The sequence below is a fragment of the Streptomyces sp. NBC_01520 genome (genome assembly GCF_045040375.1).
Classification (GTDB): Bacteria; Actinomycetota; Actinomycetes; order Streptomycetales; family Streptomycetaceae; genus Streptomyces.
Genome location: NZ_CP109404.1, coordinates 3385537 through 3398331, shown reverse-complemented (window position 1 = coordinate 3398331; position 12795 = coordinate 3385537). Strand labels below are relative to the sequence as shown.

At 70.4% G+C, this 12795-nt stretch carries 11 protein-coding genes; 7 read left to right on the top strand and 4 right to left on the bottom strand.

Annotated elements, in window-relative coordinates:
* Positions 1-72: 72 nt before the first annotated feature.
* The 3 genes from OG524_RS15280 to OG524_RS15270 form a co-directional block, all read right to left on the bottom strand.
* Positions 73-420 carry an FmdB family zinc ribbon protein gene (locus OG524_RS15280; protein WP_405390272.1) on the bottom strand — a complete coding sequence of 116 codons (348 nt, stop codon included), beginning with the start codon at positions 418-420 and terminating at the stop codon, positions 73-75.
* 66 nt (positions 421-486) lie between these two features.
* A complete protein-coding gene (locus OG524_RS15275; protein WP_405810668.1) occupies positions 487-1767 on the bottom strand; it encodes an MFS transporter in 1281 nt (426 codons plus the stop codon).
* Between the two features lie 301 nt (positions 1768-2068).
* Positions 2069-3715 carry a potassium/proton antiporter gene (locus OG524_RS15270; RefSeq protein ID WP_405812462.1) on the bottom strand — a complete coding sequence of 549 codons (1647 nt, stop codon included), beginning with the start codon at positions 3713-3715 and terminating at the stop codon, positions 2069-2071.
* Positions 3716-3931: 216 nt separating this feature from the next.
* Here OG524_RS15270 and OG524_RS15265 point away from each other — a divergent pair, with 216 nt between their 5' ends.
* A complete protein-coding gene (locus tag OG524_RS15265; protein ID WP_405810666.1) occupies positions 3932-6676 on the top strand; it encodes a penicillin acylase family protein in 2745 nt (914 codons plus the stop codon).
* Here the strand turns inward: OG524_RS15265 and OG524_RS15260 are convergent.
* Complete coding sequence (locus OG524_RS15260) at positions 6673-7266, bottom strand: 5-formyltetrahydrofolate cyclo-ligase (RefSeq protein WP_405810664.1); 594 nt, start codon at positions 7264-7266, stop codon at positions 6673-6675. The two genes, OG524_RS15265 and OG524_RS15260, sit on opposite strands and share 4 nt — an antisense overlap.
* Before the next feature lie 106 nt (positions 7267-7372).
* On the opposite strand from OG524_RS15260, the gene galU reads away from it, so the two are divergent.
* The 6 genes from galU (at position 7373) to glpR (ending at position 12713) form a co-directional block, all read left to right on the top strand.
* Positions 7373-8275, top strand: a complete 903-nt coding sequence (gene galU / locus OG524_RS15255) for a UTP--glucose-1-phosphate uridylyltransferase GalU (RefSeq protein WP_405390276.1) — start codon at positions 7373-7375, stop codon at positions 8273-8275.
* Positions 8276-8279: 4 nt separating this feature from the next.
* Positions 8280-9590 (top strand): gephyrin-like molybdotransferase Glp, encoded by a 1311-nt coding sequence (glp, locus tag OG524_RS15250; protein WP_405810661.1) that lies wholly within the window; start codon positions 8280-8282, stop codon positions 9588-9590.
* 124 nt (positions 9591-9714) lie between these two features.
* A complete protein-coding gene (moaC, locus tag OG524_RS15245) occupies positions 9715-10242 on the top strand; it encodes a cyclic pyranopterin monophosphate synthase MoaC (RefSeq protein ID WP_405390278.1) in 528 nt (175 codons plus the stop codon).
* Positions 10239-10778 carry a molybdenum cofactor biosynthesis protein B gene (locus OG524_RS15240; protein ID WP_405390279.1) on the top strand — a complete coding sequence of 180 codons (540 nt, stop codon included), beginning with the start codon at positions 10239-10241 and terminating at the stop codon, positions 10776-10778. The genes moaC and OG524_RS15240 overlap by 4 nt, the downstream gene beginning before the upstream one ends.
* A gap of 17 nt (positions 10779-10795) precedes the next feature.
* Positions 10796-11416 carry a GNAT family N-acetyltransferase gene (locus tag OG524_RS15235; RefSeq protein ID WP_405390280.1) on the top strand — a complete coding sequence of 207 codons (621 nt, stop codon included), beginning with the start codon at positions 10796-10798 and terminating at the stop codon, positions 11414-11416.
* 124 nt (positions 11417-11540) lie between these two features.
* Positions 11541-12713: a gephyrin-like molybdotransferase receptor GlpR gene (gene glpR, locus OG524_RS15230; protein WP_405390281.1), complete on the top strand. Its 1173-nt coding sequence runs from the start codon at positions 11541-11543 to the stop codon at positions 12711-12713.
* Positions 12714-12795 lie beyond the last annotated feature (82 nt).

Sequence of the window (12795 nt, the reverse complement as noted above, 5' to 3'; positions counted from 1 at the left end):
CAGGCACAACCGGGACCCCGCCGAGTGGATCAGCGGGGTCCCGGTGAAGCGTATGAAGGTGTGCGTGCGGCCTCAGGCGGCCGACGTACCGCTCGACGAGGAACTCGACGAAGCAGAGGACGCCGAGGACGGGGACGACGTCGAAGCGGCCGGCTTCGAGTCCGATCCCGACGAGGACGACGTGCTGGAAGCGGAACCGGACGTCTTCGCGGACGACGTGGCCGACGTGCTGCTCGACGAGGAGCCGCGGCTGTCGTTCCGGTAGAAACCGGAACCCTTGAAGACGATGCCGACCGCCGAGAACACCTTCTTGAGGCGTCCTTCGCAGTTCGGGCACACGGTCAGGGCATCATCGGTGAACTTCTGCACCGCCTCGAGGCCCTCGCCACACTCGGTGCACTGGTACTGATAGGTCGGCACTTGATCCTCCTGGCACTCTCACTCAATGAGTGCTAACGACGGTCCATACTGACGTATTCCGAGCGATCAGTCCACCGTGACCGGCTCGCGGTGACCGATCCCACGCGCCACCGTCCGCCCCCGGGACACCGGTGTCAGCCGCGAGCGCAGGGCCAGCAGGGTCACCAGGGCCAGCGCCGTGCCGATCAGCGGCACGACGAAACCGGTGCTCGCACCGTGGGCGTCCGCGAGCTGTCCGGCCACCGTGACGGCGGCCGCCTGGCCCAGGGCCACCGCGCCCGTCAGCCAGGTGAAGGCCTCGGTCCGCGCGGACGCCGGCACCAGGGCCTCGACCAGCGTGTAGCCGCTGATCAGAGCAGGGGCGATGCAGAGCCCGACCAGCAGGCCCGAACCGGCCAGCAGCGGCACGGAGTGCACCGCCCAGAGACCGGACGCGGTCAGGGTCAGGGCCACGTACCCGACGATCAGGCGGCGGCGCGGGCTGCTCTTCCAGGCGATGGCCCCGCAGGCGATACCGGCCAGCATGTTGCCGGCCGCGAAGACCCCGTACAGCAGGCCGTTCACGCCGGGGCGGCCGATCTCCTCGGAGAACGCGGTCAGGGAGACCTGCATGCCGCCGAAGACGGCGCCGATGCCCAGGAAGGTGATCGCGAGCACGCGGACGCCCGGTACGGAGAGTGCCGAGCGGTGCGGCTCGGCGGCGGTCGCGGCGTTCCGGACGGCGGGCTGGGTGCCGCGCTGGGCGGCGAACAGGAGGCCGCCGGCGAGCGTCAGCGCGGCCTCGGCGATCAGCCCGGCCGCCGGGTGCACGCCGGTGCACAGCGCCGTCGCGAGCACGGGTCCGACGACGAAGGTGAATTCGTCCGTGACGGACTCGAAGGCGGCGGCCGTGGACATCAGGGGGGAGGCCGGACGCCCCGGGGCGGCGCCGAGCGTGGCCGCCCAGCGGGCCCGGACCATCGGCCCGATCTGCGGAATGGAAGCACCGGTCGGCACCGCCGCCAGGAACAGGGCCCACAGGGGCGCGTCCGCCAGGGCGAGCGCCGTGAGCACACCGACGGAGGCGGCGTGCACCAGGACGCCGGGCACGAGGACGGAACGCTGGCCGAAGCGGTCGGCGAGCTTGCCGCTCTGGGGCGCGAACAGGGCCATCGAGACACCGGACACGGCCGCCACGGCGCCCGCGCTGCCGTACGAGCCGGTGGTGTGCTGAACCAGGAGCACGATGCCGATGGTCAGCATCGCGAAGGGCTGCCGGGCCGCGAAGCCCGGAAGGAGGAAGGTCCACGCACCAGGGGTGCGCAGCAACTGCCCGTAACCGGGGCGGTCGGAGACCGTGGACTCCACGGTCCTTGCCTTTCTGCCGCCTGGTGGCCGCGCTCCCGCGCGGGGCGCCGCACAGGGGTGCGGGCTCGGGCGGGAGCTGCCGAGAGCTGTCCTCTTCGCGCGGAACTGCGGTAGATGCCGGGCGCTCGCTCCAGAGGCGAAAGGACGCCACGACCGCCATACGGTCGCGCCAGCTCTGCGTCAGGCAGAGTTGGTCGATAAAGATCAATACATGTGGATCATGGGTAGCAGTCCTTTATCTTACAGGCCCCGGGTCTGATGTGCCTCTGATTGCACCAGAGACTCCCGTCACCACCTCTGATCAGTGGTGCGCCTTCATGCCGCCCGAAGCGCCGCCCGAAGCGCCGCCCGAGGGGCCCCCGGACGTACCGCCCGGCCTCCCCTCGCCGCCTCTGCCCAGCTTCTTGGCCAGCTTCATCACCCGCGGCACGTCCGCTGGGCCGTTCTCCTGAAGGCCGCCGCCCGTCCCCAGCCAGCCGGCCAGCTTGCCGCCCTCGCCGACCGCCCGCAGCCGCGCCTCCGCCGCGTCGCGCACCGGGTCGGTCGCGACCACCAGGAGCTCGTCCCGGCGCCTGAGCACGGTGGACGGGGCGGGCACGAAGCTCTTCCCGTCCCGGACGACGAGGGTGACAGCCGCTCCTGCGGGCAGCCGCAGCTCGGCGACCTCCACCCCGTGCATCTTCGACTTCCCGGGGATGGCGACGGACAGCAGATGCCCGCGCAGCCGCTCCAGTGGTGCCGACTCGATGCCCAGGTCCGCCGTCTCGGACGGGTCCTCCGAGATCTTCAGGGCCCTCGCGAGCCAGGGCAGGGTGGGCCCCTGGATCAGCGTGTAGACGATGACGAGCACGAAGACGATGTTGAAGACCCGGGTGCTGCCCTCGATCCCGGACACCATGGGAATCGTCGCCAGGATGATGGGGACCGCGCCGCGCAGGCCCGCCCAGGACATGAGGGCCTTCTCGCGCCGTGGCAGTCCGAACGGCGCCAGGCTGATGAAGACCGACAGCGGCCGTGCGACCGCGGTCAGCACCAGCCCCACGATCACGGCGGGCCAGAAGTCGTCGATGAGGTCGTGCGGGGTGACCAGCAGGCCGAGCAGGACGAACATGCCGATCTGCGCCAGCCAGCCGAGCCCGTCCGCGAAGCCGCGGGTGGCCGGCCAGTGCGGCAGCTTGGAGTTGCCGAGGACCATCGCGGCCAGGTAGACGGCCAGGAACCCGCTGCCGTGGGCCATGGCGCCCGCCGCGTACGCGGACACGGCGATGGCCATCACGGCGATCGGGTAGAGGCCGGACGCGGGCAGTGCCACGTGGCGCAGCCCGAGGGATCCGAGCCAGCCCACCGCGAGGCCGATGGCCGCGCCGATGGCGAGCTCCAGGGCTATCTCACCGACCAGTACGTACCAGTGCTCCACGGGGCCGACGGCGGAGAAGGCCACCACCAGGATGACCACGGGGGCGTCGTTGAAGCCGGACTCCGCCTCCAGGACGCCGGTGATCCGGGAGGGGAGCGGGACCTTGCGCAGCACCGAGAAGACGGCTGCCGCGTCGGTGGAGGAGACGACGGCGCCGATGATCAGGGCCTGTCGCCATTCGAGGCCGACGAGATAGTGCGCCGCGCCCGCGGTGACACCCACGCTGATGCCCACGCCGACGGTCGACAGCATGGCCGCCGCCGGCAGTGCGGGTTTGACTTCCTTCCACTTCGTGCCCAGTCCGCCCTCGGCCAGGATGACCACCAGGGCGGCGTAGCCGATCACCTGGGTCAGCTCGGCGTTGTCGAACTTGACGTCGAAGATGCCGTCCTGCCCCATGGCGATACCGATGCCGAGGTACAGGAGCAGGCTGGGGAGCCCGCTGCGGGACGAGATGCGTACGGCCGCGACGGCGACCAGCAGGACGAGCGAGCAGACGAGCAGAAGTTCGTTGAGCGCGTGGACAGTCAGGGTCCGTTCCTTCCCTGCGTACGCCTTCCGGATCGACCTCCGGCGGCCAGTACTTCGTTACCTTACCTAATCTTTAACGTCTCCTTGACGTGCTCGAGTGTTCGTGCGAGGACTGCGCAAATGGATGCATCCCCATACCGCGTCCGAGTGGCTTCGGCGGGGCGCCTATGGTTGCTCCTGCACTCCCAGGACCACCCTGCCCCTCGAAGGACAGCGATGCCCGCCAACACAACCGCCCCTTCCGGTTCTTCCGATGCGAAGAAGCCCGGCAGGAAGAAGGGGCGACGCGCCCGCCTGTTCGTGATCGTCCTGGTGCTGGCGCTTGTCGCGGGTGTCGGTTACGGCGCGTTCTGGTCCGTATCCACGGTCCGGGCCTCGTACCCGCAGACCACCGGTTCGATCGAGCTCAAGGGTCTTACCGGCGACGTCGACGTCAAACGCGACAGTTACGGGATCCCGCAGATCTACGCGGACTCCGACAGCGACCTCTTCCGTGCCCAGGGCTTCGTCCAGGCCCAGGACCGCTTCTGGGAGATGGACGTCCGTCGCCACATGACGTCGGGCCGGCTCTCCGAGATGTTCGGGTCCGGCCAGGTCGAGACCGACTCCTTCCTGCGCACGCTGGGCTGGCGCAAGGTCGCGCAGGAGGAGTACGACACAAAGCTCGACGAGGACACCAAGAAGAACCTCCAGTCGTACGCGGAGGGGGTGAACGCGTATCTGGAGGGCAAGGACGGCAAGGACATCTCCGTCGAGTACGCGGCCCTCGGCCTGACCAACGACTACAAGCCCACCGAGTGGACCCCGGTCGACTCGGTCGCGTGGCTGAAGGCGATGGCCTGGGACCTGCGCGGGAACATGCAGGACGAGATCGACCGCTCGCTGTTGACCAGCAGGCTCAGCAAGGAGCAGATCAAGGACCTCTACCCGGCCTACCCGTTCGGCACGAACGACCCGATCGTCGGGCAGGGCGCGGTCTCCCCGGCCACGGGCAAGTTCGAGCCGGACGCCGAGCCGTCGGACGACATCGGTGCGCAGACCCCCGAGGGTGCTGCCGAGGGCCTGAACACCCAGCTCTCCGCGCTCTCCGACACCCTGGACGAGATCCCGGCCCTGCTCGGCCCCAACGGCAACGGCATCGGATCGAACTCCTGGGTCGTCTCCGGGGAGCACACGGCCACCGGCAACCCGCTGCTGGCCAACGACCCGCACCTGGCGCCCATGCTGCCCTCGCTCTGGTACCAGATGGGGCTGCACTGCCGTGAGGTCTCGGAGACCTGCCGGTACGACACCGCCGGTTACACCTTTTCCGGGATGCCCGGGGTGATCATCGGCCACAACCAGGACATCGCCTGGGGCTTCACCAACCTCGGCGCGGACGTCACCGACCTCTTCCTGGAGAAGGTCTCGGCCGACGGGTACCAGTACGACGGCAGGACCGAGCCCTTCGTCACCCGTGAGGAGACCATCAAGGTCGCGGGCGGCAAGAGCCGGAAGATCACCGTCCGGGAGACGAACAACGGACCGCTGGTCTCCGACCGCAGCGGCGAGTTGGTGAAGGTCGGCAAGAAGGCGCCGGTCACCAACTCCGCCCCGGACCGGGGTGACGGCTACGCGGTCGCGCTGAAGTGGACCGCGCTGGATGCCGGCAAGTCGATGGACGCGGTCTTCGAGCTCAACCGGGCCAAGGACTTCAAGTCCTTCCAGGCGGCGGCCGAGCACTTCGAGGTGCCCTCGCAGAACCTCATCTACGCGGACACCGAGGGCAACATCGGCTACCAGGCCCCGGGCAAGATCCCGGTCCGCGTCAAGGGTGACGGCACGACGCCGAGCCCCGGCTGGACGTCGGAGTACGGCTGGGAGGACGAGCCGGTCCCGTTCGACGAACTGCCCTACGAGTACAACCCGGATCGCGGCTACATCGTCACCGCCAACCAGGCCGTCATCGATGATTCGTACAAACACCTCCTCACCAAGGACTGGGGCTACGGCGCACGCAGCCAGCGGATCAACAGCCTTATCGGGGACAAGATCAAGCGTGGCGAGAAGATCTCCACCGACGACATGCAGACGATGCAGATGGACAACCAGAGCGCGATCGCCGCGGAACTGGTCCCGAAGCTGCTGAAGATCGGCATCTCCGACAAGAGCGTCCGTGAGGCCCAGAAGCTGCTGGAGGGCTGGAACTACACCCAGGAACCCGACTCGGCCGCCGCCGCGTACTTCAACGGTGTCTGGCGCAACATCCTCAAGCTGGCCTTCGGCAACAAGCTCCCCAAGGAGCTCCGCGCCCAGGGTGACTGCCTCAGCGTGCTGCCCGCCACCAGCACCGGACCGGTGGACGAACAGACCAAGCGCGTACGGGAGTGCGGCCAGCGTGACCCCGACTCGGCGCAGCCGGACGGCGGCGACCGCTGGTACGAGGTCGTCGAGTCCATCCTCGACGACACGGACAACGAGTGGTGGAAGGTGCCCGCCCAGGGGCGCGAAGAGGCGATCGAGAACCGCGACCAGCTCTTCGCCCGCGCCATGAAGGACGCCCGCTGGGAGCTGACCGCCGAGCTCGGCAAGGACATCAGCACCTGGAGCTGGGGCCGGCTGCACCAGCTGACCCTGCGCAACCAGACGCTCGGCACCGAGGGCCCCGACCTCCTGCAGCGGGCGCTCAACCGCGGTCCGTGGCACCTCGGCGGCGGCGAAGCCGCTGTCAACGCCACCGGCTGGAACGCGGCGGGCGGCTACGACGTGATCTGGGTTCCCTCGATGCGGATGGTCGTCAATGTGGGGGAGTGGGACAAGTCCCGCTGGATCAACCTCACCGGCGCCTCCGGGCACGCGTTCAGCGCGCACTACACCGACCAGACCGACAAGTGGGTCGACGGTGACCTGCTCGACTGGTCCTTCGAACCCGACGCGGTCCAGCAGTCCACGGTCGACACCCTGACGCTCAAGAAACCCTAGGCAGGGTCCCGGGGTGTGAAGTGCCGCGCCCCGGCAGGCGTGACGACGGCGTCCACGGGGTGGTCGTGCGGTTCCTCCGGAACCCGCGCGACCACCTCGTCGTCGTACAGCAGGACGACGAGTGCGGGGTTCGCCCCGGCCGCCGACAGCCGGGCCAGCACCCGGTCGTAGCTGCCCCCGCCGCGCCCCAGCCGCATCCCGCGCCGGTCCACGGCGAGTCCGGGCAGCAGGACCACGTCGGCCCCGAGGACCGCTCCGGGCCCCAGGCGTACGCCGTCCGGCTCCAGCAGCCCCCGTCCGGTGGGGACGAGATGTTCCGCACCCTCGTACGCGGCCCAGTCCAGGTCGTTGTCCGGCATGAGCACCGGCAGCAAGACCCGTACGCCCCGCGCACGCAGCGTGTCCAGGAGCGCGTGTGTACCGGGCTCGCGCCCCACGGACACATAGGCCGCCACGGTCCGGGCTCCGGCCACCTCCGGGAGGGCCGATGCCGCCGCGGCGAGAACCTCGGCGGCGTTCTCGACGTCCTCAATGGACAGGAGCCTTCGCGAAGCGAGGAGTTCGCGCCGCAGTAGTGCCTTTCGGGACATGTCATCGTTCAACGGGTGCTCGCATACCTCGTTTATGGGGTTGTATGAGTACGAAGTTAACCGGACGCTCATCTTCCGCCCATACGCACCGGTTACAGTTCTGCGCATGACTCAGTCGCGCCCCAGGATCAGCAAAGCTGTCATTCCAGCTGCAGGTCTCGGCACCCGGTTCCTGCCGGCCACCAAGGCCACTCCCAAGGAGATGCTGCCTGTCGTCGACAAGCCCGCCATCCAGTATGTCGTCGAGGAGGCGGTCACCGCAGGCCTCTCCGACGTACTGATGATCACCGGTCGCAACAAGCGTCCCCTGGAGGACCACTTCGACCGGAACTACGAGCTGGAGTCCGCGCTGACCCGCAAGGGAGACGCCGAACGGCTCTCCAAGGTCCAGGAGTCCAGTGACCTGGCCACCATGCACTACGTCCGCCAGGGCGACCCGCGCGGCCTCGGTCACGCCGTCCTGTGTGCCGCACCGCACGTCGGTGACCAGCCCTTCGCCGTCCTCCTCGGCGACGACCTCATCGACCCGCGCGACCCGCTGCTCGCCCGCATGGTCGAGATCCAGGAGCGCGAGGGCGGCAGTGTCATCGCCCTCATGGAGGTCGATCCGGCGCAGATCCACATGTACGGCTGCGCGGCGACCGAGCCCACCGGCGACGGTGACGTCGTACGGGTCACCGGCCTGGTGGAGAAGCCCGACCGGGCCGACGCCCCCAGCAACCTCGCCGTCATCGGCCGCTATGTGCTGGACCCGGCGATCTTCGACATACTGCGCCACACCGAGCCGGGCCGCGGCGGCGAGATCCAGCTCACCGACGCACTCCAGCTGCTGGCCGAGGACGAGAAGATCGGCGGCCCGGTGCACGGCGTCGTCTTCAAGGGCCGCCGCTACGACACCGGTGACCGCGGCGACTATCTGCGTGCCATTGTCAGACTCGCGTGCGAACGTGAGGACCTGGGCCCGGACTTCCGGACCTGGCTGCGCAGTTACGTCACCGAGGAGTTGTAACAGCTTGAGCAGCACGATCTGGTCGGTGGACGAGCACCTGGACGACATCCTCGCCGCCGTGAGGCCGCTCGAACCCATCGAGCTGCAGCTGCCCGACGCCCAGGGCTGTGTCCTGGTCGAGGACGTCATGGTCGAGGTCGCCCTGCCGCCCTTCGACAACAGCTCGATGGACGGATACGCCGTCCGGATCTCCGACATCGAGGGCGCCAGCGAGGAGTTCCCCGCCGTCCTCACCGTCATCGGCGATGTCGCGGCGGGCGACGGCGGGCTGGCCGACGGCCGGTCGGTCGGCCCCGGTGAGGCCGCCCGCATCATGACCGGGGCTCCGCTGCCCGCGGGCGCCGAGGCGGTCGTCCCGGTCGAGTGGACCGACGGCGGCACGGGCCAGGGCCCGGCCGACGCCATGCGTGCCCACAGCGAAGCCCCGGAGGGGGCGAGCGGCGAGGTCCGGGTCCACCGCCCCGCCGAGGCCGGCGCCCATGTCCGGGCCCGGGGGAGCGATGTCCAGCCCGGGGACCTGGCGCTGCGCGCCGGCTCGGTCGTCGGGCCGCCGCAGATCGGGCTGCTGGCCGCGATCGGCCGCTCGACGGTGAAGGTCCGGCCCCGTCCACGTGTCGTCGTGCTCTCCACCGGCAGCGAGCTCGTGCAGCCGGGCGAGGAGCTGACCGGCGGCCGGATCTACGACTCCAACAGCTTCGCCCTGACGGCCGCCGCCCGGGACGCCGGAGCCATCGCATACCGCGTCCCCGCGGTCGCCGACGACGCGGAGACACTGCGCGCCACGATCGAGGACCAGCTGATCCGCGCCGACATCGTCGTCACCACCGGCGGCGTGAGCGTCGGCGCGTACGACGTGGTCAAGGAGGCGCTGACCTCCGTGGGTGACGAGGACGAGCCCGGCAGCGGCATCGACTTCCGGAAGCTAGCCATGCAGCCGGGCAAGCCGCAGGGCTTCGGCACGATCGGCCCCGACCACACGCCGCTGCTGGCACTGCCCGGCAATCCGGTGTCCTCGTACGTCTCCTTCGAGCTGTTCGTCCGTCCGGCCATCCGGGCCCTTATGGGTCTCGACGACGTCCACCGCCCGACGGCCACGGCCACGCTGGACGTCGACAAGGCGCTCACCTCGCCGGTCGGCAAGCGGCAGTTCCTACGGGGGACGTACGACGCGGAGGCGGGCACCGTCACCCCTGTCGGCGGACCCGGATCGCACCTGATCGCCGCCCTCGCCCAGGCGGACGCGCTGATCGTGCTGCCCGAGGACGTCACCTCCGCCGAGCCCGGCGCGGAGACCCAGGTGATCCTCCTCCGCTGACTTCGGCGCGGTGGCGGTACGGTATCTGGCGCTGTGCCTTACCGGGGGAAGCCCCTCGGGCGCCCGGCCCGTACTCCGGTGCGGCCGGGCGGGCAACCGGCGCCCTACCGCTAGGCGGAGTGAGTTGAGTACGCAGAACAGGCTGACGCACATCGACGAGGCGGGCGCGGCCCGCATGGTCGATGTGTCGGAGAAGGACGTCACGGCACGCGTCGCCCGGGCGAGCGGCCGGGTCCTCGTGTCCCCGCGCGTCGTCGAACTCCTCAGAGGCGAAGGGGTTCCCAAGGGAGACGCTCTCGCCACGGCGCGCATCGCCGGGATCATGGGCGCCAAGCGCACCCCGGACCTCATCCCGCTGTGCCATCCGCTGGCCGTCTCCGGCGTGAAGGTCGACCTGAGCGTCGCCGACGACGCGGTGGAGATCCTGGCCACGGTGAAGACGACGGACCGCACCGGGGTCGAGATGGAGGCCCTGACGGCCGTCTCGGTCGCCGCCCTCACGGTGATCGACATGATCAAGGCGGTCGACAAGAGCGCCGTGATCACGGACGTCCGGGTCGAGGCGAAGTCGGGCGGCAAGTCCGGCGACTACCGGCGCCCCGTACCGGAAGGCGACCACCGGCGCCCCGCACCGGAGGGGGCGGAGGCATGACCGTGCCCGACAGCGAGGCGGTACCCGGCGTGGCCCTGACCGCACCGTACGCGGCCCTCGTCGTGACCGCTTCCAACCGCGCCTCGGCCGGTGTCTACCCCGACCGGGGCGGACCGCTGGTCGCCGAAGGGCTCGCCGCTCTCGGATTCACCGTCGACGGCCCGCAGGTCGTTCCCGACGGCGACCCCGTGGAGGCGGCCCTGCGGGCCGGTGCGGCGGCCGGCTACGACGTGATCGTCACCACCGGAGGTACGGGCGTCTCACCCACCGACCGGACCCCCGAGGCCACCCTCCGTGTCATCGACCGCGAGATCCCCGGCATCGCCGAGGCGATCCGGGCCGAGGGCCGGGACAAGGTGCCCACGGCCGCACTCTCCCGCGGCCTCGCGGGCATCGCGGGCGGCACCCTCATCGTGAACCTGCCAGGCTCCACCGGCGGCGTACGCGACGGGCTCGCGGTCCTGGGCAGGCTTCTGGTGCACGCCGTCGACCAACTGCGCGGCGGCGACCACCCCCGACCGGGGAGCCCGAGCTGAACGTCCCGACCTGGCCGGTGATCCTGACCGACGGAGCGATCACCCTCCGCCCGATAAAGCTGCGTGACCAGCGCATGTGGCGCGAGGTCAACCGCCGCAACCGTGACTGGCTACGGCCCTGGGAGGCGACCGTCCCGCCGCCCGCCCCCGGCGGCCCCGTGGCCCAGCGTCCGACCTACCGCCAGATGATCCGTCACCTGCGCGCCGAGGCGAACGCGGGCCGCATGCTGCCCTTCGCCATCGAGTACGAGGGCCGTCTCGTCGGGCAGTTGACGGTGGCCGGGATCACCTGGGGCTCGATGTGCTCGGGTCATGTCGGCTACTGGGTCGACCAGGGTGTGGCCGGCCGCGGCGTCATGCCCACAGCCGTGGCGCTCGCCGTCGACCACTGTTTCCGCACCGTCGGGCTGCACCGGATCGAGGTGTGCATTCGGCCCGAGAACGGCCCCAGCCGCAGGGTCGTGGAGAAACTCGGATTCCGCGAGGAGGGATTGCGTCCACGCTATCTCCACATCGACGGCGCGTGGCGGGATCACCTGATCTTCGCTCTGACCGCGGAGGAAGTGCCCGACGGATTGCTCCGGCGTTGGCGCAGGGTGCGGCCGGGTGCGCCGCACACGCCGGGGGAAATGAAATAGGTGTTCGAAATTGATCGATCTGCGACCGCTAACGAACCCACTCGCATCGGGTGCTGATCCGAAGAATCGCAAAAAAAGTCCGTGATATCAGCCTGATCGTGCGACACACCGGGCCAATTGGCGGATGCTGCCGTGCAAACCCCTCTACGGTGTGAGCGTGAGCAGTAGCGGCCTCATCTACGCAGTCATCGTCGGTGCCTGGGCCGCCTACCTGGTGCCGATGTGGCTCCGCAGGCAGGACGAGCTCAATGAAGCCCGACCGACGGAACGCTTCAGCACCGCCATCCGGCTGCTGTCCGGACGGGCGGCCATGGAGCGCCGGTACGCCAAGGAGCTGCAGGAGCGCGATGCCGGGGAGGCGCCTGGCGACGTGGACCCGGATGCCGTCACGGACCGATTGGATTCCGTCGACGTCCGGGCCTTTTCCGCGCCCCCGGCACACACCGAAGCCCGGTTGAACGACCCGGCGCAGGACGCTCCCGAGCGTCCGGCCTCCGGTCGTCCGGCCGCGGAGCGCCCGCGCGCGGAGCAGGCGCGCCCGGCACCCGTCCGGCGCCCGCGCACCCCCGGCGGGGAGAGCGAGCGCGAGCGGCGGGCCCGGCGCACCAAGGTTCTGACGCGCCGCCGGCGCACGACCACGGTCCTGTTCATGGCGTTCACGCTCGGCGCGATCGTCGCGGCCGTCGGCGGGCTCCGCTTCCTCTGGGCGCCCGCTGTCCCGGCCGTGCTGCTGAGCTCGTACATCGTGCATCTTCGTGCCCAGGAGCGCCGCAGGTTCGTCTTCACCATGGACCGGCGCAGGGCCGAGGTCGCCGCGCAGCGGCTCCGCGAGAACCGGCCCCGACGGCACCAGCCCGCGGCGACGGCTCCCGCCGAGCCCGACGAGGAGCCCGAAGCGCGTCACCCCGCACCCACCCCGACGGTCTCCCCGCAGGAGGCCGGACGCCGCGCTCTCGTCGAGCAGACGGACCACGCGGAGTGGGTCGACCAGCAGCGCGAGCGCGGTCCGGCCCAGGGCGACAGCTGGGAGCCGGTCCCGGTCCCGCTGCCGACCTATGTCACCGCCCCCGTCGCCCCGCGTGCCACGGGCGGGGTGGAGGTCGGCGACCCGGAGACCTGGAGCGCGGCCCGCTCCAGCACGGCCGAGCCCACGGGCACCTCGCACCCCGTCGTACCCGAGGCGGACCCCGCGCCACGCCGCCGCGGCAACCAGTCCCGGCGCACCCGCGACCGCGGCCGGACCCCGCTCTTCGACCAGTACGACGACGAGGACCGGCCCCGCGCGGCCAACGAGTGAGACCCGTGGGAGACCTGCGGGGGGCCGACTCGCCTGACCTGCGGGATACGGATTTCCGAGCACCCCGTCGAGGGTGCTAAAG

Bases quoted from the DNA above. Each gene is read 5' to 3' on its own strand.
- OG524_RS15265 (WP_405810666.1), top strand. From the start codon at position 3,932: ATGCCCGCCAACACAACCGCCCCTTCCGGTTCTTCCGATGCGAAGAAG.
- OG524_RS15260 (WP_405810664.1), bottom strand. From the start codon at position 7,266: ATGTCCCGAAAGGCACTACTGCGGCGCGAACTCCTCGCTTCGCGAAGG.
- galU (WP_405390276.1), top strand. From the start codon at position 7,373: ATGACTCAGTCGCGCCCCAGGATCAGCAAAGCTGTCATTCCAGCTGCA.
- OG524_RS15240 (WP_405390279.1), top strand. From the start codon at position 10,239: ATGACCGTGCCCGACAGCGAGGCGGTACCCGGCGTGGCCCTGACCGCA.
- glpR (WP_405390281.1), top strand. From the start codon at position 11,541: ATGCTGCCGTGCAAACCCCTCTACGGTGTGAGCGTGAGCAGTAGCGGC.